The following is a 19,603-nucleotide window of genomic DNA, read 5'->3' on the forward strand; positions in this document are numbered from 1 at the left end:
CAGGGCATCATGTCCGGATGCACGTCCGGCGACTCACCCACGACGACCTTCCCGCCTGCTCCCGCCTGGCCGTCTCCCGCCATTGGGGCGCGGAGGAGCACAAGTGGCGCTTCCTGTTCGACGTCGGCGAGGTCTACGGCATCGACGCCCCCGGCGGCGGCCTGGCCTCCACCGCGCTCCTGGTCCCCTACGGGCCGGACGCCGCCGCGGTCAGCATGGTCCTGACCGCGGCGGGACACGAGCGCCAGGGCCTGGCCGGCCGCGTCGTCCGCCACCTCCTCGACGTCGCGGGCGAGCGCACCGTCTGGCTCTACTCCACCGCCAACGGCCGCCCCGTCTACGAGCGCCTCGGCTTCCGCGCCGTGGGCCGCGTGGAGTCCCACCGCGGCCCGTTCACGGGCGCGCCGTCCGGCGCGACCCGCCCCGCCACCGAGCGCGACCTGGACGACATCCTCGCGCTGGACGCGAAGGTGTTCGGCGCCGACCGCTCCGGCCTGCTGCGCCGCATGCCCTCCTTCCACGGGCGGGTCAGGGTGCTGGAGGCGGGCGGCAGGATCGAGGGGTACGGCGGCGCGTGGCGCAACGACACCCAGATCGTCATCGGCCCCCTCATCGCCCGGGACACCGGGCAGGCCACGGCGCTCATCGGCGACCTGGCCGCGGGCTGGGACCTGCCGGTCAGGCTCGACCTCGACATGAGCCGTCCCGAACTGGTCGCGTGGGCGGTGGAGCGTGGGCTCGGCTCGCCGTTCCCGAACACGGTGATGGTGCGGGGCGGCGAGCTGCCGGGCGACCACGCGCGCCGGTTCCTGCCGCTGATGGTCTCGCTGGGTTGACCTTCGGCGAAGGGCGGCCGTAGATTCACGACTAGAATTTGATTCTGATCTGGGTCCGAAGGGTGCCATGACCTCCACGCACATCGACGTCGGCACGATCGACTTCGACGCGCTCGGGGCCTGGATGGACGGGCAGGGCCTGCCCGGCGGGCCCATCGGGGACGTCGCGCCGGTGCTCGGCGGCACGCAGAACGTGATGGTGCGCTTCTCGCGGGGCGGCCGGCCGTACATCCTGAGAAGGCCGCCGCTGCGGCCGCGGCGCAAGAGCAACGAGGTGCTGCGGCGTGAGGCGAGGGTGCTCGCGGTGCTGCGCGACACCGCGGTGCCCGCGCCGCGGCTGATCGCCGCGCAGACCGCGGACGAGCCGGTCTACTACCTGATGGAGCCGGTCGACGGCTTCAACCCCTCGACCGGGCTGCCGCAGCCGCACGCCTCGGACGCGGCGATCCGGCACCGGATGGGGCTGGAGGCCGCGGTCGCGCTGGCCGAGCTCGGGCGGGTGGATCCCGGGCGGCTGCCGGGGTTCGGCAGGCCGGAGGGGTTCCTGGAACGGCAGGTGCCGCGCTGGACGGCCGAGCTGGAGTCCTACGGCGGGCTCGACGGCTACCCGGGCCCCGAGATCCCGCTGCTGCGCGAGACCGCCACCTGGCTGGAGCGCCACCGGCCGGCGTCGTTCACGCCGGGGGTGATGCACGGCGACTACCACTTCGCGAACCTGATGTTCGCCCACGACGGCCCGCGCGTGGCGGCCATCGTGGACTGGGAGATGTGCACGGTCGGCGACCCGCTGCTCGACCTCGGCTGGCTCCTGGCGACCTGGCCGTCGAACGCCGGGCACGTGCCGGGACTGCCGTCCGAGGACGAGATCGTCGCCTGCTACGCGGCGCTGACCGACCGGGACATGTCGGCGATCGACTGGTACGCGGTCATGGCCTGCTTCAAGCTCGGCATCGTGCTCGAAGGCAGCCACGCCCGCGCCTGCGCCGGGAAGGCGCCCAAGGACATCGGGGACCTCCTCCACCAGACCACCCTGGACCTTTTTGCGAGGGCACAGACATGGATTTCGCGGTAGAGCCGGAGTTCCAGGCCAAGCTCGACTGGATGGACACGTTCATCCGCGAGGAGGTGGAGCCGCTCGACCTGGTCTTCCCAGGCCAGGCGTACGGCACGCCGGACGAGCGGCTGCGCAAGATCGTGGATCCGCTCAAGGAGCGGGTCAGGGCGCAGGGCCTGTGGGCCTGCCACCTCGGCGCCGAACTCGGCGGCCAGGGCTTCGGCCAGCTCAGGCTGGCCCTGATGAACGAGCTGATCGGCCGCTCCACCTGGGCCCCGGTCATCTTCGGCTGCCAGGCGCCCGACACCGGCAACGCCGAGATCATCGCCATGTACGGCACCGCCGCCCAGAAGGAGCGCTATCTGCGTCCCCTGCTGGACGGCGAGGTGTTCTCCGCGTACTCGATGACCGAGCCGCAAAGCGGATCGGACCCGAGGCTGTTCACGATGAGCGCGGCCAGGGACGGCGAGGAGTGGGTCCTGGACGGCGAGAAGTACTTCACCTCCAACGCCCACAACGCCGCCTTCTTCATCGTGATGGCGGTGACCGACCCCGAGGCGCACCCGTACAAGCGGATGTCGATGTTCCTGGTGCCGTCGGACACCCCGGGCGTGGAGATCGTCCGCAACATCGGCACGATGGGCGACCGCTCCGGCCACCACGCGCACCTGCGCTACACCGGCGTGCGGGTGGGCGCGGACGCGCTGCTCGGCGAGGAGGGCGGGGCGTTCGCGGTGGCGCAGGCCCGGCTGGGTGGCGGCCGGGTGCACCACGCGATGCGCACGGTCGCGGCGGTCAAGCGGGCCTTCGACATGATGTGCGAGCGGGCGCTGTCGCGGGCCACCCATGACGGGGTGCTGGCCGGCAAGCAGCTCGTGCAGGCGGCGATCGCCGACTCCTACCTGCAGATCCAGCAGTTCCGGCTGCTCGTGCTGCACACGGCGTGGCTGATCGACCAGTCGTCGACGCGGGAGGCGCGCACGCAGATCGCGGCCTGCAAGGTGGCGGCGGCCCGGGTCTTCCACGACGTGGTCTACCGGGCGATGCATCTGCACGGCGCGCTCGGCGTCTCCAACGACACGCCGCTGGCGCGGCTGTGGCAGGCGGCGCCGCTGATGGGCATCATGGACGGTCCGACGGAGGTGCACCAGGCCTCGATCGCGCGCCGCGTGCTGAAGGACTACGAGCCCGCGCCGGGTTTGTGGCCCACGGAGTACCTGCCGGACAAGATTGCGGCCGCTCGGGCGAAATACGCCGATATCTAGCTGATCGAGGCACTACGGTGGGACGTCATGAGACTCGTCCTCGCAGCGTCCCTGGCCGTCCTCCTGTCCGGATGCGGCGGTACGGCAGGCGGCACCGCCGCCCGGGAGCAGCTCAAGCCCGCGGCCGAGTCTCCCACCACCAAGCCCCAGGGCACCTCCCAGAACGCGCCCGGCAACGTCCCCGCTCCCGGCACGCCCATCCCGGCGGATCCCGCCAAGCTGGCCGCCGACCTGAAGGCCACCACCACCGCCCTCTACGCCGGCATCGACGCCTGGACCAGGAGCAAGGCCGCCCAGCCGCCACCGGAGGTCGTCCTGTACGCCCTCCACCACCAGCGCGTCTACCGCAAGCTGGCCAGGAACGCCACGCTGGCCCGCGCCGTCATCGCCAAGCTGCCCAGGCCGATGGCCGCCGAGGCCCGCGACAACGCCAAGGCCGTGGGCAAACTGCTGGCGATGGCCCGCCCGATCACCGCGGCCCGGCGCGCGAAGATGCGCCTGGCGCAGGCCGAGCCGGCCGGGACGCTGCGCGGCCACATGGTCAAGGCGGAGAAGCGCTTCGGCGTCGAGTGGGAGGTGCTGGCGGCGATCATGCTGGTGGAGACGAAGTTCGGCCGCGTGCGCTCGGCCAGTTCCACGGGCGCGCAGGGGCCGATGCAGTTCATGCCGGGCACCTGGAAGATGTACGGCATGGGCGGCGACGTCCACAAGTCCAGGGACTCGATCATGGCCGCCGCCAACTACCTGAAGGCCACCGGCGCTCCCGGGAACTACCGCCGCGCCGTCTTCGCCTACAACCACGACGTGCGGTACGTGGACGCGGTGCTGGCCCACGCCGCCCAGATCAAGCGCGACCCGCGCAGCTTCTACGCGTACTACAACTGGCAGGTCTTCGTCCTGTCGGCGAAGGGCGACGTCCGCCTGACCGGCCCCCGGTGACCGACTCATACCAATTTGAACTAAAACGATCACATAAATCCCTGGAGCTCCTACAATTGCTCGCAATTGCAGGATTGATCGGGGAAGGATCGTCATGCGTATGCGGTTTCTCGGCTCCACTTCGGAAGCCGGGGCCTGTCCCACTCTCTACGAGACCGACCGCGGCACCATCGTGGTGCAGGGCCTCCAGCTCACCGACCCCGAGGCGCTCGCCGATCTGCGCGACGTCCTCGACGGCGAGACGGCGGTCGAAGTACCACGCGAGCTGCTCGTAGACATCGCCCGCCGAGTCCTCTGACCCCTTACGGACGCTCGCCCGCCCCGGAGCGCCCCTCCTGCCCGCGTCACCCCTCGGCGCGGGCATTCCGCTTTCCGGCCGACGGAAAGCCACGCGCCGCGACCGATTGATCACAATTGCGAAACCGGGCCTGGCATGATCCATGCCCACAGGTCTAGCCTCTAGCGGCGTGACGTCCTTTCAGCAGGCGCGCATCGACCTCGGCGCCCAGCTTCGCCATCTGCGCGAGGCGGTGCACCTGTCCGGCAAGGATCTGGCCGAGCGGCTTGGCTGGCAACCGTCCAAGGTCTCCCGGCTGGAGAACGCCCGCCAGACCGCGACGGAGGACGACGTGGTGGTGTGGGCGACCGCCGTACAGGCTGCTCCGGAGGTGACGGACCAGTTGATCGGCCAGGCGATCTCGCTGCTGGAGCGGCACGACGACTGGAAGCAGCGGCACCGCAGCGGGCTGGCCGCCATCCAGGAGGACATCCGCGACCTGGAGGCGCGCACCCGCCTGTTCCGCGTGTTCGAGCCGGGCATCGTGGTGGGCCTGCTGCAGACCACCGAGTACGCCCGGCACGTCTTCCGCAAGGTCAAGCGCCTCTACAGCGCCCCCGACCAGATCGACGCGGCGGTACGCGTGCGGATGCAACGCCAGGAGATCCTCTACGACCCGACGCGCACCTTCCGCTTCGTGGTGCCCGAGGCCGTGCTCCACACCAGGCTCGCCCCGATCGACGTGATGCGCGGCCAGCTCGACCGCCTGCTGGCCGTCAGCACGCTGCCGAACGTCGAGTTCGGCGTGATCCCCTACACCGCCGAGCTGCCGTCCTCGCCGATCAACGGCTTCTGGATCTACAACGAGGCCATGGTCGGGGTCGCCACGATGACCAAGGACCTGGTCCTCCGCGATCCCGATGACATCGCCTTCTACGTGAGCGCGTTCGACGAGTACTGCAAGGTCGCCCATTTCGACGAATCCGGAAGGGCCCTCATCATCCGGATTCTTCACGAATACGGGAAACAATCCTCACTTTAATCCCTGCAATTGCTTGCCCCGCGAGCGAAGATCGTGCAATTCTGTGGCGCGAGACGTTGCGGAGGTGACGCCTGATGCTGGACACCACGCTCTGCCTGGAGCGCTTCGCCTGGTACGCGGGTCGCCACGCCGACCTCTCGGTCCAAAGCGTGGCGCTGGCCTGCGATCCCGCCTATGTGTCGGTCCGTAACCGCTTCTCCACCACGCTCACCGAGACCGTCACGTGCTCCGACGAGGGCGCCTTCGTCACCTCCTGGGGCTACCGCCTGGGCAGCACCGACGACGTGGAAGCCGCCGCCGCCCGCCTCGCCTTCCTCCTCGCCGCGCTCCCCGCGTAAATCCCCACATAATCTCCTCCCCCGCGCATCTCTCCCGCGCGCACCCCTTCCCCGCGCATCTCCTCCCCGCGCATCTCCTCCCCGCGCATCTCCTCCCCGCGCAATTTTCCCCGCGAGGACTTTCTCCTCCACAGGCTTTCTCGCAACAAAGCGCCTCGCCTTTCCCTTCTCTCCGCGCGGCCATCCACCTTCCCTCCCTACGCGCGGGCATCCCGCCTCCTGCCCCACCGCGCGGGCACCCCGCCGTCTCCCCCGTCGTGCGGGTGTCTCGCGGGTGCTTGGGGTTTCCCGCTCGTGTCCGGCCTTCCGGGGTTACGGCAAGCCGCCCCCACCCCACCCGCCGCACGTGGCTGGGCCCTGCCCAGGGGGACGGTCGTCCGGCGCGCGGGGCCGCCGCCGTGACGACTCCGAAGCCGGCCCGCTGAGCGGGAAACCCCGTGACAACCTGGCCTGACGAACGTAACGTTGGCGCGTCAAGCACAGCACAATGAGTGGTCATGCGAACACCAAGAGTGCTGTTCGGCGGATCCAGCGAGGGTGAGGTGCCCATTGGCTAGCGAAGGCATTCTTCGGTTCATCACCGTCCGGCCGGCCAAGGCGCGTGTCCAGCCCCCGCCCAATGTGCTGATCCCGGCGGCCGGGCTCTTCCAGCAGCTCGCCGCGGCCGTGGCGAGCGGGGCGGACCGGGCCGGGCTGCGGGAGATCGCCCGCGGATACAGCGCCGCCGCCGACCATCCCGAGCCGCTCGACACCGCCGCCCTGCGCGAATGGTTCTACGCCAACCAGGACCGCCCACTCGAAGACGCCGACCTGGACGCGCTGGTACGCCATGCCTACGGGACGGCGCTGCCGGAGCTGGTGGCCGGGGAGCGGTTCGCCGCCACACGGGCCCGGGTCACCGACCAGGTACTGACCACCGCGCTGCTCGGCGACCCGGCGGGCGACGGCCAGCGCCATCTGCTCGACGCCAAGCTCCTCGCCCTCGCCGCCACCCTCTCCGCCACCCCGGGCCAAGGCACCCCAGACCGGAGCGCCTCGGACCGGAGCACCCCGGGCCAGAGCACCCCGGGCCAGAGCACCTCGGGCCAAAGCACCTCGGATCAGGCCGTCCCTGATCGGGCCATCCCGGATCTGACCGCCCCGGGACATGCGATACCGGGGCGTGCGATCCCGGAGCAGGCGATCCCCCGCCAGGCCGCCCATGGGGACGTAGGTCCGGGGGACGCGGCCGACGGGGGTGTGGATCATGGGCAGGCGGAGCACGGGCATCCGGGTCAGGGCCAGGACACAGCGGGCGAAGGTGCCGTCGGGGGTGGAGACGTGGCGGCCCGGAGCGGGGGTGTGGAGGGTCGCGGCGTGGGAGGTGGGCGCAGGACGCTGGGGGACGTGATGGGTGGGGTCGTCGTGGTGTTGCCCGGGTTCCTGGGGCGGGCCCGGCAGGAACCCCTCCCGGTGCCGCCGTCCCTGCCCTCCGGCGACGCGGATCAGGAGGCGCGTGACTGGCTGGCGAGCCTGGAGGAGGCTCGGCGGGAGCTGGTGCGCATGGTCACCGACGGGCGGCATGTCGAGTATCCCGACGTGCTGGCCCCCGTCGTGCCGGACGGCGATGTCGAGCGGCAGCTGGCCGAACTGCGGGCGGCCGATGCCGGGCGGCCCCGGCTGTCGGCCTCCGGGATGGAACGGCTGAGCGGCACCACCACCGGCGTCCTGGAACGGCTGGGTCAGCTCGACGGCGAGGTCCTGCCGTTGCGGGCGGTTCCGGTCATCGAGGAGGAGATGCGGCGGGCCGGCGCCCAGGTGGGGACGCGGGCCGTACCCGATGGGGTGCTCGCCTTCGACGGCGGCGAGATCGACCTCGGACGCTACCACCGCGCCCTCGGCGACTCCCCTGCCGTCACCGACCCGCCGCCGGTTCCCCAGCACTCGCAGGCGGGCGTCGCCGACCTGCTGGTGGTCCGGCAGAAGATCAAGGCCTACGAGCTGGGCGAGTACGCCCACATCGAGAACGTCATGGCCGGCGAGTCCCGCGAACGCTCCACCCGCCGCCTCACCCAGGTCGAGGAGATCATCGAACGGGAGACCGAGACGGAGACGGAAACGGAGAAGGACCTGCAGTCCACGACCCGCAACGAGCTGCAGAACGAGGCGGAGAAGCACGTCAAGAGCCAGCTCGACATCGAGGCGGGCCTGCAGGTCAGCGGCAGTTACGGCCCCGCGGTCTCCTTCACCTCCAGCCTCAAGGCGGGCTTCTCCACGACCACCGAGGAGTCGCAGCGCAAGGCGTCGTCGTTCTCGCAGGAGGTCACCCAGCGCACGGTGGAGAAGGTGCGCGAGAAGGTACGCACGCTGGTGCGCAAGCGCACGCTGGAGGAGTTCGAGGAGAACAACCGGCACGGCTTCAGCAACAACCTGGCCCGCCACGTCCGGGGCGTCTACCGCTGGCTGAACAAGGTCTACGACGCCCAGGTCTTCAACTACGGCCAGCGCATGATGTTCGACTTCGTGGTGCCGGAGCCGGCGGCGTTCTATCTGTACGGCCTGGTGGAGAACCCGCCGCAGGACAGCGAGCTGGTCAAACCGGCCCCGCCGACCGTCGCGGGCAACCCGCTGACCCCCGGGCAGATCGACGCAGGCACCTACGGCCCGCTGCTGGCCCGCTACCGGGTGACCGACGCGCCCCCGCAGCCGCCGGAGCTGCGCACGGCGAGCTTCTTCGCCAAGTACGACGGCGGCAACTACACCTCCACCGGCGCCGCGGGCAAGGTCGAGATCCCCGACGGCTACCGCGCCTACCGGGCGACCGTGCAGGCCACCCACATCTGGGCCGCCGACATCCAGCTGCACCCGTTCCAGATCGTCTTCGACGGCAAGATGTACGACTTCCACGACACCTGGGGATCGCAGGGCGGGCCGACGAGCTGGCTGGAGAAGGACGCGTCGGTCTCGATCTCGGTGGCGGCGAACGCGTGGGCGGTGGCGATCGACGTCGACTGCAAGCTCTCCCCCGAGGCGTATGCGAGCTGGCAGCACGCCGCCTTCGACGCCATCATCGCCGCCTACCAGCAGCAGCTCGCCGAGTACAACGAGCGCAAGGCGCAGCGCGAGCTCGAACGCAGCAACACGCGGCAGTTCGGCCGCAACCCGCTGGCCAACCGGCGGGTGGAGCGCGACGAGCTGAAGAAGTGGGTCATCATGATGCTGGCCAGGCAGCCCGAGCTCAACCTCGACTCGTTCAAGAGCCCGACCGGCGCGCCCGTCCTCGATCTCGACAAGGCCAACGCCAACGGCCGCTACATCCGGTTCCTGGAGAACGCCTTCGAGTGGCAGAACATGCTCTACGTCTTCTATCCGCACCTGTGGGGGCGGCGGGCGCGCTGGGTGCCTGCGCTGAACGTCACCGACCCCGACCCGGACTTCGCCGCCTTCCTGCGGGCCGGGGCGGCGCGTGTGCAGGTGCCGGTGCGGCCGGGGTTCGAGCGCGCGGTGGCCTACTTCGTGCACACCGGCAACGTGTGGGACGGCAACGACGTGCCCACGGTCGAGGACGAGCTGTACGTGCCGATCATCGACGAGATCACCACCAACCTCGGCAGGATCGACGGCGGCGTCCCCTACCCGGCCGGGTCCAGGCCGTGGGAGGTGGTGGTGCCGACGGACCTGGTGCTGGTCCAGGACCTGTCCGAGGTGCCGCCGCTGCGGGACGCGCTGCGCCCCGGCGCCCACGTCACCCTCGACGCCGGCGAAGGCTGAGGTGTGCGCCTACCGCCTGCACGCCGACTACGACCGCACCGGGCGGCTGAGCGGGGACGCGGCGGAGTGGGCCGGCAGGAAGCGCGAGCCCGGCGCGCTGGTGCGCGCCAACCTGGACGCCGACGCCAGGAGGCTGCCCGCGTCGGTCGCCAGGTCGGGCCCCGCCACCCCCGACCGGGAACGGCAGGCCAAGACGGCCGGGGACGACGAGCCGATCAGGATGCAGGTGCAGGAGGTGAGCCACGAGCCAGGCCCGCTGTTCGTGGTCCTGCAAGGGGCCGATCCGCAGCGGATCGCGGTCGTGGACTCGACCGGGGTGCGGATCCGGCCGGTGCCGAAGCGGAACCTGGCCCGCTATCCGCTGCCGGCGGGGCCGTTCCCGAAGAGGCTGGCCCTGGAGGCGGTGGACCTGGCGGCCAGTCCCGCGACCAACAGGCTGCTGGTCCCCGGAGCGGGTCCGCCGACCGGCGCCAGGATCGTGGTGCGGCTGGAGCGCGACGGCGCGGGCGGCACCGTGGTCGAGGACGAGGCGGTGGTGACGCTGGCGCCGTTCGTGCTGATCGGCAACGCGGGGCGGCTGGAGCGGCTCTACATGTGCGCGGTGCGCGAGGACGACCCGGCCAGGTCGCTGGACGACAACGGGCCCGCCGTCGCCGACGTGCGTGCCGCGCTCGCCCCGCTGCGCGTGCCGCTGGTGCTCATCCCGCAGGAGGTGCACGGCGGGGACAGCTGGATCCAGGACCAGTATCAGCTCGGCTACACGCGAACCCCGGACGGGGTGCAGCGGGTGCTCCTGCACACGCCGCGCACCCGCTCGGACGCCTCCAGGACCGGTGGCCCGAACCTGGGCGGCGTGCTGGCCGGGCATTTCCTGAGCAAGGACATCGGGGTCTGCCAGGCGTTCTGGGACCGCGAGCTCACCGTCCCCGGCCCGGACGGCGCACCCGCGCGGATGGGCTTCGCCGAGAGCGACCGCCTGCTGACCGTGCTGACGAAGGTCCTGGTCCTGCGCCGCCACATGGTGGAGATGGTGTCCAGGATCGGCACCGCGGAAGACCTCGCCCGCATGCGCAGGGCGATCGGCCCGGCGCGGGCTGACGTGTGGAAGTCCCGCTCGGAGCTGGAGCTGCTGCTGAGCCTGTTGCGCGGTACGGCACGCGCGGCGCTGACCCGCCCGGACACCCCGTGGAAGAAGGATCTGATCGACCCGCTGCTCGACGACGCGAGCCGGCAGGTCGCCGCCGTGACGGCCGAAATGCCGGTGGCGGGCGGTCGGGCCCGGCTGCGGCTGCCCGCCACCGGCCCGCGCCCGGCCCGGGAGTTCGTCCTGAGCGCCGACGAGCTGGTCACGCTCGACCGGCAGCTCGGCAACTGGCACTCCGGGCACAACTACGGCGGCAACATCGAGGTCGGCCCGCCCTCCAAGAACGGCTCCGCCGGAGTGGTCGTCGTCGGCAACACCACCCAGCGGGCCGACGACGGCTCCACGCTCACCGACATGGACCCGGACCTGCTGGCCTTCCTGCGCGGGCAGGCGCACGGCCACCAGAGCGTGGTGGAGGTGGACACGAGCTGGCTGGACGTGGGCCACGTGGACGAGATGCTGGCGTTCGTGCCGGACCCGCGCGACCCGCGCGGCCTGGGCACGGTGCTGCGCGCCGCCCCCGCCATGGCACTGCTGATCATCACCGAGGCCAAGCGGGAGTTCCTGAGCGGGCTGAACGCCCGCGACCTCGCCGAGTACACGAACTGGCAGTACATCAGCTCCAGGAGCCGCCACACGATCCAGGGCACCAAGCCGATCACCCACCTGCTGCGGGGCCTGCGCTGGCTGCAGCATCACGAACCGGGCCAGACGCTGCCCACCGAACCCCCGGAGATCTACCAGCGCCTCGCCCGGCAGAACGCCTCGGGCCCGACCGCACACGACATCCCGCTGCCCGTCTCGCCCTGGAGCACCCGGCCCGCGCCGGTCTATCCGGCGGGCATCTCGGTCTACGAGATGTACTACTTCAGCGACAACCTCAACGAGGACCTGGAGGCGGCGCCGGCACCCGCCAGGAGCGGCCCGGACGGGACGGAGATCCCCGCGGCGGGCCAGCTCACCGAGGCGGTGGAGCGCATCACCACGGAGTACGACGGCAGGATGCCGATCCACGGCCTCCCGGTCTTCTTCGACCGCCGCTCCCCCGCGAGCGGCCGCAGCACCGCCTTCACCCCGAACCTCGCCAACCTGCAGGTGGCCGGAGACCGCCTGCTCATCCCCCGCCCGCACGGGCCGCGCATGTCACCGGAGTCGGCGGCCCGGGTGCTGCGCGCGGTGGCCGCGCGCTTCCCCGAGGCCGTGCGCGCCGCGCGTCTCACGCCGCAGTGGCTACGCGCCCGCGGCCTGCACCGGACCACGTTCTGGGCCCGCCACCAGTCAGTGGGCAAGCCGACCGCCACCGACCTCGCCAACCTGGCGTTCGCCTTCGCCGACGGCTTCCCCCGCGGCATGCCGGAGGCTCAGATCCGCCGGCACATCCTGCGGGCCAACGCGAACGCCTTCGACGCCGCCGGGCGGCTGAAGGGCGGCGGCTGGCGCCAACTGGTGATCCCGGAGAACAAGGTGGACCTGTTCGAGGCCTGGACCGAAGCGGTCGCCGACAAGCTCGGCTACCGCGTGCAGTGGGTGGAGGCGTGGTATTACCACGTCCGCCTGGGCTCGATCCACTGCGGGACGAACGTGCTGCGCACCGCCCCCGCCGACCGGCCGTGGTGGCGTTAGGCGGGCCGCCAGGCGGCCGCGGTGTGGCCGTCGCGGCCCCGGGTGGGCACCGCGGCCAGGAGGCTGTTGAGCACCGACTCCTCCACCGCGTCGAGGGTGGCCTCGAACAGCGGGCTGAGGTGCCGGTCGGCGACGTGCCCGCCGGTGGCGGCGGTGGAGAAGGCGAGGCCGTAGTCGCCGCTGCCGTTGGAGTAGGAGGCGCCGACCCGGCCGAGGGCGTAGACGCCGCGCTTGGCGACCCGGGTCAGCTGACGGCCGTCCAGGCGGGCGTCGGTGGCCACGACGATCATGCAGGAGCCGTCGTCGGGCGGCGTCTCCAGGCCGAGGAGCTCCAGCTCGGAGGCGGATTCGGCCTCGTGTGTACGCGCCCCGGTGCGCAGCGTGCCGCCGAAGTTGGCCTGGACCAGCGCGCCGACGGTCACCTGACCGGCCCCGGCCAGGTCGAGGGTGCGCGAGGCGGTGCCGATGCCGGCCTTGAAACCCAGGGCGACGGTGCCGGTGCCCGCGCCCACGCAGCCCTCCTCGACCGGCCCCGGGCGGGCGCCGTCGAGCGCGGCGAAGACATGCTCGGCGGTGATCGGGCGCGCGGGCATGTCGGACAGCCAGCCGTCGTTGCACTCGCCCACGACCGGGTTGACCGACGGCAGGCCGGGGTCGCGGGCCAGCATCCAGCTGATCAGCGCGTCGGCCACACGGAAGGTGGACAGGGTCGCGGTCAGCAGGATCGGCGTCTCGATCACGCCGAGCTCGGCGATCTGGGTGGTGCCGACGAGCTTGCCGTAGCCGTTGCCCGCGTAGACGCCGGCGCTGAGCGGCAGCCGGTCGGGGACGACCGCGGTCACGCCGGTGTGGATCGCGGGCTCGCGCCGCAGCGTGGTGTGGCCGACGCGCACGCCGGGCACGTCGGTGATCGCGTTGTGCTCCCCCGTCCGGTACGGCCCGCCGGCCAGACCGTGCTCACGCGCGCGCATGGCCGTCATGCGGAGAACGCCTCGGGAGACAGCCCGACCTCGCGGGCGGCGGCGGTACGGGCGTGGGCGAGCAGGCGCTCCTGGGTGAGCACGTCGGGGTGGAGCGTGTAGCGGATGGCCAGCCCGTCGAGCATGGCGTCGAGGCGTTCGGCCGCTCCGGCCGGGTCGTCGCAGGCGAACTCGCCGCCGTCCACCCCGTCGGTGATCACCCGCTCGATCGCGCGCAGCCACGTCGCCTCCAGCTCCAGGACGATCGCGTTGACCGCGGGCTCGCGCAGGGCGGTGTTCCAGGCGTCGAGCCACAGCAGCCAGCTCTGGTCGGCGCGCGACTGGGGGATGTAGTAGTCCAGGACCCGGTCGAAGCGGCGCACGGCGGTGCCGGGCCCGCGCACGATCTCCTCCAGCCGGGCGCTCTCCACGTCGAGCGTGGCCCTGAGCATCGCGGTGATGAGTTCGTCCTTGGTGGCGAAGTGGTAGTGGATGAGGCCGCCGCTGACGTTGACCGCCTTGGCGATGTCGGCGATCCGGGTGTTGGCCAGCCCTTTTTCGAGGACGACGCGCCGGGTGGCGGCCAGCAGCTCGGCCCGGCGCTGGTCGGCCTGTTCGGCTCGGGAGGAAGCACTTCGCACCACGAAATCCTATCGCCGGGCCGTACGCCGGTATCCGTCAGCATCCTGCCTTGTACAAGACCTTCCGCACGTCGGGGGTGTCGACGTTCTCGCGGGTCACGATGGTGGCGTCGGTCGGGATCGAGGCGGTCACCTGCTGTCCCTTGACCGCGGCGAACGCCTGCTCCACGCCTTTCGCGCCGATCTCGCCGGGCAACTGGGCGATGAGCGCCTGCACGACGCCGTCCCTGAGCTGCTTGACCTGGGCCGGGCCCGCGTCGAAGCCGACCATCTTGACCTGGCCGAGCTTGCCCGCCTGCTGCAGCGCCGTGCCCGCGCCGGTCGCGGAGTTGAGGTTGGTGGCGAAGACGCCGGCCAGGTCGGGGTCCTTCGCCAGCGCGGCGTTGACGATCTTTGAGGCTTCGCCGACGTCGTTGTGCGAGTACTGCACGCCCAGCGAGCTCACGCCGGGATGGGCCGCCTTGATCTCCTCCTCGAAGCCCTTGATCCGGGCGTCCACCGTGCTCACGCCGGGGTCGGTGGAGATGACGAGCACCTTGCCCTTGCCGCCGATCTGCTCCGACAGCGCCTTGGCCGCCGCCGCGCCGCCCTTGACGTTGTCGGTGCTGATCCTGGACAGGCCGATCGAGGCGTCCTCGACCACCGTGTCCACCAGGATGATCTTGATGTTGCGCTGCTTGGCCTGGGTGAGTGGAGCGATCATCGCCTTGACGTCGGTGGGCGCGATGAGCAGGGCGTCGGGCTGGGCGGCCACGACCGAGTTCACGATCGGTGTCTGCAGGGTCGGGTCGAACTTCTGCGGTCCCTGCACCTCCAGCTCGACCCCGAGCTCCTTGGCCTTGGCCCGCGCGCCGCAGGCCATCGTCTCGTAGAACTCCTCCCCCGCCAGCCCCTGCACGAGCGTCACCCTGACGGCGCCACCGGCGCCGGGCTGGCCGCAGGCGGCGAGGGCGAGCAGGAGGGCGGCGGCGAGGGCTTTGCGCATGTCGAGTCTCCTCATGGGTCGCGGCGGGCGCGTTGCCGCTGGTCGACGTAGACGGCGGCGACCAGCACGGCGCCGACCACCACCTGCTGCCAGAAGGGCCGCACGCCGAGGATCTGGAAGCCGTTCTGCAGCACCGCCGGGATGAACACGCCGATGACGGTGCCTGCCACGGTGCCGACGCCGCCGAACAGCGACGTGCCGCCGATCACGACGGCGGCGATGGCCTGCAGGTTGTCGGTGGAATGAGCCGACACGCCGGTGATGCCGTACTTCGCCAGTGACAGGTAGCCGGCAAGACCGGCCAGCAGTCCGGCGAGGCCGTACACCGTGACCAGGTGCCTGGCGACGCGCACGCCGGCGCGGCGGGCGGCCTCGGCGTTGGAGCCGATCGCGTAGGTGTGGCGGCCGAAGCGGGTGCGGGCGAGGGCGAAGCCGAGCACGGCGGTGATGGCGCCACAGATCCACACGAGGTGCGGCACGCCGAGCCAGCGTGCCAGGCCGAGGCCGAGGTTCAGCTCGCCGGGCGCGCGCAGGTCCACGCCGCCGGTCAGCAGCAGCGCGGCGCCGAGCGACATGCCGAGCGTGCCGAGGGTGACGATCAGCGCGGGGATCCGCCCGTGCGCGACGAGCACGCCGTTGAGCAGACCCCACCCCAGCCCCGACAGTACGGCTGCCGCCGCCCCCACCAGCAGCGACCCGGTGGCCTCGGCCGTCAGGGCGGCGGCCACGGCCGAGAAGACCAGCACGCCGCCGACCGACAGGTCGATCCCGGCGGTGATGATCACGTAGGTCATGCCGGTGGCCAGGAGCAGGAGGATGGCGGCGTCGCTGACCAGGTTCAGGAGGTTGAAGGGGGTGGCGAAGCTGCCGGGCCGCAGGAGGGCGAAGGTGGCGAGCAGGCCCGCGAGCACGAGCCCGATCCAGAACACCTGCGCCGACGGCAGCCGTCCGCTCATCCGATGGCTCCCGTCATCGCGCCGACCAGTTCTTCCATGGAGACCTGCGCGGTGTCGAAGCGGGCCACCCTGCGGCCGAGCCTGAGCACCTCGACCCGGTCGGAGACGGCCTTGACGTCCTGCATGTTGTGGCTGATCAGCAGCACGGTCACGCCGGAGTCGCGCACGCCGCGGATGAGGTCGAGCACGCGGCGGGTCTGGACGACGCCGAGCGCCGCGGTCGGCTCGTCCATGAACACCACGCGGCGCGCCCAGGTGACCGCCCTGGCCACGGCGACGGCCTGCCGCTGTCCGCCGGAGAGCGTGGAGACCGGCGCGGCCGGCGACTTCAGCTCGATCCCGAGGCGCTCGCAGGCCTGCCGGGCGCGCTCGCGCATGGCGGTGTCGTCGAGCAGGCCGAGGCGGCCGAGCAGGCCGGGCCTGAGCAGCTCGCGGCCGAGGAAGAAGTTGGCGGCGGGGGTGAGGTCGGCGCAGAGGGCGAGGTCCTGGTAGACGGTCTCGATCCCGGCGGCCCTGGCGTCCTCGGCGGAGGAGAAGGCCATGGGCCTGCCGTCGAGCAGGATCTCGCCGTCGTCGGGCGGTTCGACGCCGGACAAGATCTTGGCGAGGGTCGACTTGCCCGCGCCGTTGTCCCCGATCAGCGCGACGACCTCGCCGGGCGGCAGCGCGAGGTCGGCTCCGCGCAGCGCCTCGACGTGGCCGTAGCTCTTGACGATGCCGCGGGCTTCGAGCAGCGGTCCGGCCATAGATCTATCAAGAGCGGGGTTGACATCGTTGTCAACCCCCGATCAAGAACAGTCGTGGAGGCCGTCCTGGCCCTGCACGGCCACGCAGTTCTCCTGGACCCACGAGGTGGCCTGGCCGCCGCCCCTGCCGCCACCGGTCATCACGTAGCGCAGGCGGCCGGAGGAGGTCAGCTCCTCCAGGCGAGCGGTGGTCATGGCCGGGTCGGAGCCGGTGAAGCCGCCCATGGCGATGACGGGCCGGCCGGTGGACAGGATCAGCGAGGCGGCCTGCTGGGCACTGCCCACGGCGACCAGCCACTCGGCGTTCCCCCGGTTGGCCAGCAGATGGTTGGTGAGCTCCGCGCTGACCCCGCGCCCGCCGGGACCGCCGGAAAGGCCCTGGTTCCCGCGACCGCCTGTGGGTGTCCCCTGATCCCTGGGCGGGCGATCACCTGTAGGCGGGCGACCGCCTGGCATGCCCGTCGGGCCGCCGAAGCCTCCCCTTCCGGTATTGGGTCCCGCGGTCGGGTTGGTGCCGTTCACCGGGGACTGGAGCGGGGTGACCGCGTACGCGGCCGGTCCGGCCAGACCCGCGACCAGGGCAAGGATGAGGCCGGTGACGGTGAGCGCGGCGCCGCGCCGTACCCGGGCCAGGACCAGCGCGAGCCCGGCCAGGACGGTGGCGGCGAGCACGGCCCAGGCCAGCCACGGAGTCCACTCCGGCGTACGGCGCAGCACCGCGAACGCCCACCCGCCGGTCACCACGACCGCGAGGGGCAGCGCCCAGCCCAGCGCGTGTCCCTCACGGTAGAGCCGCCACATGAGCACGCCGCCCATCCCGGTCAGCGCCGCCACCGCCGGTGCCATGGCCGTGCTGTAGTAGGGGTGGAAGGTGCCGCTGGAGAAGCTGAAGACCACCACGTGCACGGCCAGCCAGCCGCCCCACACCAGCCACGGCCCCCAGGTCCACGTCCGCTCGGGCCCACGGGCGCGCAGCCCCGCCGCGAGCGCCACGAGCAGGGCGATCGCGCAGAGCGGGAGCAGCCACGAGATCTGCCCGGCCATCACCTCGTTGAACAGCCGCCCGGCCCCCGGCTCCCCGCCGAACGTCGGCCCACGCCCGCCGCCCTGCCCGAAGATCCGGCCGAGGCCGTTGTAGCCGACAACCAGGTCCCGGACGGTGTTGTCGGTGGACCCGCCGACGTAGGGACGGGATGCGGCGGGCCACAGGTCGACGATCAGCATCCACCAGGCGCTCGACACCACGAGCACCGCCCCGGCGGCCAGCAGGTGGCCGATCCGCCGGACGAGGCCGGTGCGGGCGCAGAGCAGGTAGGCGAGGGCGAAGGCGGGCAGCACCAGGTACGCCTGGAGCATCTTGGTGGTGAACCCGAGGCCGACGAAGACCGCGCAGAGCAGCAACCAGCGCGCCCGGCCGGTGCGCAGCGCCTCCAGGCAGAACCAGGCGGCCGCGGTGAGCAGCAGCACCAGGAGCGTGTCCGGGTTGTTGTCGCGGTTGATGGCCACGGTGATCGGGGTCAGCGTCATCGCGACTGCCGCGACGAGCCCGGCCGCTTCCGCCCGCCGTTCACCGAAATATCCGGACATGTTGCGGCGGACCGCCGAGGAGACCACCGCGATCGCCGCCACGCCCGCCAGCGCCTGCGGCACCAGCATGCTCCACGTCGAGAACCCGAAGATCCGCGCCGACAGCGCCATCACCCACAGCGCCAGCGGCGGCTTGTCCACGGTGATGAACGATCCGGCGTCCAGCGCGCCGAAGAAGAACGCCTTCCAGCTCTGGGTGGCCGACAGGACGGCGGCCGAGTAATAGGTGTTGGCCATCCCGCTCAGCGCCCACGTGTACAGCACCAAGGCGAGTGCCAGCACCCCGGCGAGCGCCCATCGTGTGCGCGTCACCGGCCCGCCCTCCGCGGGTTGAACACCCACACGCGCAGCAGCAGGAAGCGCACCAGCGTGGCCAGCGCGTTGGCGAGCACCACCGCGGCCAGCTCGACGCCGTGCGAGACCCCGCCGGGCAGCAGCGCGAGACCTCCGGTGGTGAGGGCCAGCCCCACGAGGAAGGCGATCAGGCCCTCGAACTGGTGGCGGACGACCCCCGCTGACCCGCTGATCCCGAACGTGAAGCGCCGGTTGGCCGCGGTGTTGGCCACGGCGGTGACCAGCAACGCGATCGTGTTGGCCGGCATGGGGGCGAGCGCCCCGCGCAGCAGCGTGTACAGCCCGAGATAGGCCAGCGTGCTGACGACGCCCACGACCGCGAACCGCGGGAGCTGCCTGGCCAGCCCGCGCGGCACCTCCCGCGAGGGGATCGGCGCGCGCAGCGCGTGCGCGCGGGCCAGCCTGGCCATGCCGCGCAGGTCGTCCAGCGCGGTGCGCACGACGTCGACCCGGCTGTCCGGGTCGTCGACCCAGTCGACCGGCACCTCATGGATGCGCAGCCCGTGCCGCTGGGCCAGCAGGAGCAGCTCGGTGTCGAAGAACCACTGCTCGTCCTCGACCGCGGGCAGCAGCGCCTGGGCCACCTCGGTACGCGCCGCCTTGAAGCCGCACTGGGCGTCGGTGAAGCGGGCCCCGAGCAGGGCGCGCAGGAGCAGGTTGTAGCAGCGGGAGATGACCTCACGCCTGGGCCCGCGCTCCACGCGCGCCGCCGGTGCCAGCCGGGTGCCGATGGCCAGGTCGCTGTGGCCCGACAGCAGCGGCGCGACCAGGGGCAGGAAGGCGTCCAGGTCCGTGGACAGGTCCACGTCCATGTAGCTGACGACGTCCGCGTTACTCCGCGACCACACCCGGCGCAACGCCCTGCCGCGCCCCTTCTCCTCCAGGTGTACGGCCCGCACGTGCGGCAGCTCGGCCGCCAGCTCCCTGGCCAGCGGCCAGGTACCGTCCGTGCTGGCGTTGTCGGCGATCGTGATGCGGAAGCCGTACGGGAAGGTGGCCAGCAGATAGCCGTGCAGCCGGGTCACGCTCGCGCGCAGGGCACGCTGCTCGTTGTGGACCGGGACGACCACCTCGACCAGCCGCGTCTTGATGGATGTTGGCATGCTC

16 protein-coding genes are annotated in these 19,603 nt (G+C 71.8%); 9 read left to right on the plus strand and 7 right to left on the minus strand.

Annotated features, from left to right (window positions below; all coding sequences use genetic code 11):
* Window positions 1-17 precede the first annotated feature (17 nt).
* The 9 genes from ACIBKY_RS15285 (at window position 18) to ACIBKY_RS15325 (ending at window position 12,268) form a co-directional block, all read left to right on the plus strand.
* A complete protein-coding gene (locus tag ACIBKY_RS15285) occupies window positions 18-836 on the plus strand; it encodes a GNAT family N-acetyltransferase (protein ID WP_397097268.1) in 819 nt (272 codons plus the stop codon).
* 67 nt (window positions 837-903) lie between these two features.
* A complete protein-coding gene (locus ACIBKY_RS15290; protein WP_397097269.1) occupies window positions 904-1,908 on the plus strand; it encodes a phosphotransferase family protein in 1,005 nt (334 codons plus the stop codon).
* The gene (locus ACIBKY_RS15295; protein ID WP_397097270.1) at window positions 1,893-3,155 is read left to right on the plus strand and encodes an acyl-CoA dehydrogenase family protein; all 1,263 of its coding nucleotides are present in this window, start codon (window positions 1,893-1,895) and stop codon (window positions 3,153-3,155) included. Before ACIBKY_RS15290 ends, ACIBKY_RS15295 begins: the two co-directional genes overlap by 16 nt.
* 27 nt (window positions 3,156-3,182) lie before the next feature.
* Window positions 3,183-4,094: a transglycosylase SLT domain-containing protein gene (locus ACIBKY_RS15300; RefSeq protein ID WP_397097271.1), complete on the plus strand. Its 912-nt coding sequence runs from the start codon at window positions 3,183-3,185 to the stop codon at window positions 4,092-4,094.
* 94 nt (window positions 4,095-4,188) lie between these two features.
* On the plus strand, window positions 4,189-4,392 hold the full coding sequence (locus tag ACIBKY_RS15305) for a hypothetical protein (protein ID WP_184962524.1): 204 nt from the start codon (window positions 4,189-4,191) through the stop codon (window positions 4,390-4,392).
* A 169-nt stretch (window positions 4,393-4,561) separates the two neighbouring features.
* Window positions 4,562-5,413, plus strand: a complete 852-nt coding sequence (locus tag ACIBKY_RS15310) for a helix-turn-helix domain-containing protein (RefSeq protein ID WP_379613338.1) — start codon at window positions 4,562-4,564, stop codon at window positions 5,411-5,413.
* Window positions 5,414-5,487: 74 nt separating this feature from the next.
* Window positions 5,488-5,751, plus strand: a complete 264-nt coding sequence (locus tag ACIBKY_RS15315; RefSeq protein ID WP_184962528.1) for a hypothetical protein — start codon at window positions 5,488-5,490, stop codon at window positions 5,749-5,751.
* A gap of 549 nt (window positions 5,752-6,300) precedes the next feature.
* A complete protein-coding gene (locus tag ACIBKY_RS15320) occupies window positions 6,301-9,501 on the plus strand; it encodes a hypothetical protein (protein WP_397097272.1) in 3,201 nt (1,066 codons plus the stop codon).
* Window position 9,502: 1 nt separating this feature from the next.
* Window positions 9,503-12,268, plus strand: coding sequence for a protein-arginine deiminase family protein (locus tag ACIBKY_RS15325; RefSeq protein ID WP_397097273.1), 2,766 nt, complete (start codon window positions 9,503-9,505; stop codon window positions 12,266-12,268).
* On the opposite strand, the gene ACIBKY_RS15330 is transcribed toward ACIBKY_RS15325, so the two are convergent.
* The 7 genes from ACIBKY_RS15330 to ACIBKY_RS15360 are packed head-to-tail and all read right to left on the minus strand — an operon-like array spanning window position 12,265 to window position 19,599.
* A complete protein-coding gene (locus ACIBKY_RS15330; RefSeq protein ID WP_397097274.1) occupies window positions 12,265-13,248 on the minus strand; it encodes a P1 family peptidase in 984 nt (327 codons plus the stop codon). The two genes, ACIBKY_RS15325 and ACIBKY_RS15330, sit on opposite strands and share 4 nt — an antisense overlap.
* On the minus strand, window positions 13,245-13,868 hold the full coding sequence (locus ACIBKY_RS15335; RefSeq protein WP_397097275.1) for a TetR/AcrR family transcriptional regulator: 624 nt from the start codon (window positions 13,866-13,868) through the stop codon (window positions 13,245-13,247). Before ACIBKY_RS15335 ends, ACIBKY_RS15330 begins: the two co-directional genes overlap by 4 nt.
* Before the next feature lie 37 nt (window positions 13,869-13,905).
* The gene (locus tag ACIBKY_RS15340) at window positions 13,906-14,853 is read right to left on the minus strand and encodes an ABC transporter substrate-binding protein (RefSeq protein ID WP_397097276.1); all 948 of its coding nucleotides are present in this window, start codon (window positions 14,851-14,853) and stop codon (window positions 13,906-13,908) included.
* An 11-nt stretch (window positions 14,854-14,864) separates the two neighbouring features.
* Window positions 14,865-15,809 (minus strand): ABC transporter permease, encoded by a 945-nt coding sequence (locus ACIBKY_RS15345; RefSeq protein ID WP_397097277.1) that lies wholly within the window; start codon window positions 15,807-15,809, stop codon window positions 14,865-14,867.
* Window positions 15,806-16,555 (minus strand): ATP-binding cassette domain-containing protein, encoded by a 750-nt coding sequence (locus ACIBKY_RS15350; RefSeq protein ID WP_397097278.1) that lies wholly within the window; start codon window positions 16,553-16,555, stop codon window positions 15,806-15,808. The genes ACIBKY_RS15345 and ACIBKY_RS15350 overlap by 4 nt, the downstream gene beginning before the upstream one ends.
* 42 nt (window positions 16,556-16,597) lie before the next feature.
* Entirely contained in the window at window positions 16,598-18,454 is a 1,857-nt protein-coding gene (locus tag ACIBKY_RS15355) for a glycosyltransferase family 39 protein (protein WP_397097279.1), read from the minus strand.
* Window positions 18,451-19,599, minus strand: a complete 1,149-nt coding sequence (locus tag ACIBKY_RS15360; RefSeq protein ID WP_397097280.1) for a glycosyltransferase — start codon at window positions 19,597-19,599, stop codon at window positions 18,451-18,453. The genes ACIBKY_RS15355 and ACIBKY_RS15360 overlap by 4 nt, the downstream gene beginning before the upstream one ends.
* Window positions 19,600-19,603 lie beyond the last annotated feature (4 nt).

The organism is Nonomuraea sp. NPDC050394 (assembly GCF_044459065.1).
Lineage (GTDB): Bacteria > Actinomycetota > Actinomycetes > Streptosporangiales > Streptosporangiaceae > Nonomuraea.

Excerpts from the sequence above, each read along its gene's own strand:
- ACIBKY_RS15285 (WP_397097268.1), top strand. The coding sequence starts at position 18 with ATGCACGTCCGGCGACTCACCCACGACGACCTTCCCGCCTGCTCCCGC.
- ACIBKY_RS15290 (WP_397097269.1), top strand. The coding sequence starts at position 904 with ATGACCTCCACGCACATCGACGTCGGCACGATCGACTTCGACGCGCTC.
- ACIBKY_RS15295 (WP_397097270.1), top strand. The coding sequence starts at position 1,893 with ATGGATTTCGCGGTAGAGCCGGAGTTCCAGGCCAAGCTCGACTGGATG.
- ACIBKY_RS15300 (WP_397097271.1), top strand. The coding sequence starts at position 3,183 with ATGAGACTCGTCCTCGCAGCGTCCCTGGCCGTCCTCCTGTCCGGATGC.
- ACIBKY_RS15305 (WP_184962524.1), top strand. The coding sequence starts at position 4,189 with ATGCGTATGCGGTTTCTCGGCTCCACTTCGGAAGCCGGGGCCTGTCCC.
- ACIBKY_RS15315 (WP_184962528.1), top strand. The coding sequence starts at position 5,488 with ATGCTGGACACCACGCTCTGCCTGGAGCGCTTCGCCTGGTACGCGGGT.
- ACIBKY_RS15330 (WP_397097274.1), bottom strand. The coding sequence starts at position 13,248 with ATGACGGCCATGCGCGCGCGTGAGCACGGTCTGGCCGGCGGGCCGTAC.
- ACIBKY_RS15340 (WP_397097276.1), bottom strand. The coding sequence starts at position 14,853 with ATGCGCAAAGCCCTCGCCGCCGCCCTCCTGCTCGCCCTCGCCGCCTGC.
- ACIBKY_RS15345 (WP_397097277.1), bottom strand. The coding sequence starts at position 15,809 with ATGAGCGGACGGCTGCCGTCGGCGCAGGTGTTCTGGATCGGGCTCGTG.
- ACIBKY_RS15350 (WP_397097278.1), bottom strand. The coding sequence starts at position 16,555 with ATGGCCGGACCGCTGCTCGAAGCCCGCGGCATCGTCAAGAGCTACGGC.
- ACIBKY_RS15360 (WP_397097280.1), bottom strand. The coding sequence starts at position 19,599 with ATGCCAACATCCATCAAGACGCGGCTGGTCGAGGTGGTCGTCCCGGTC.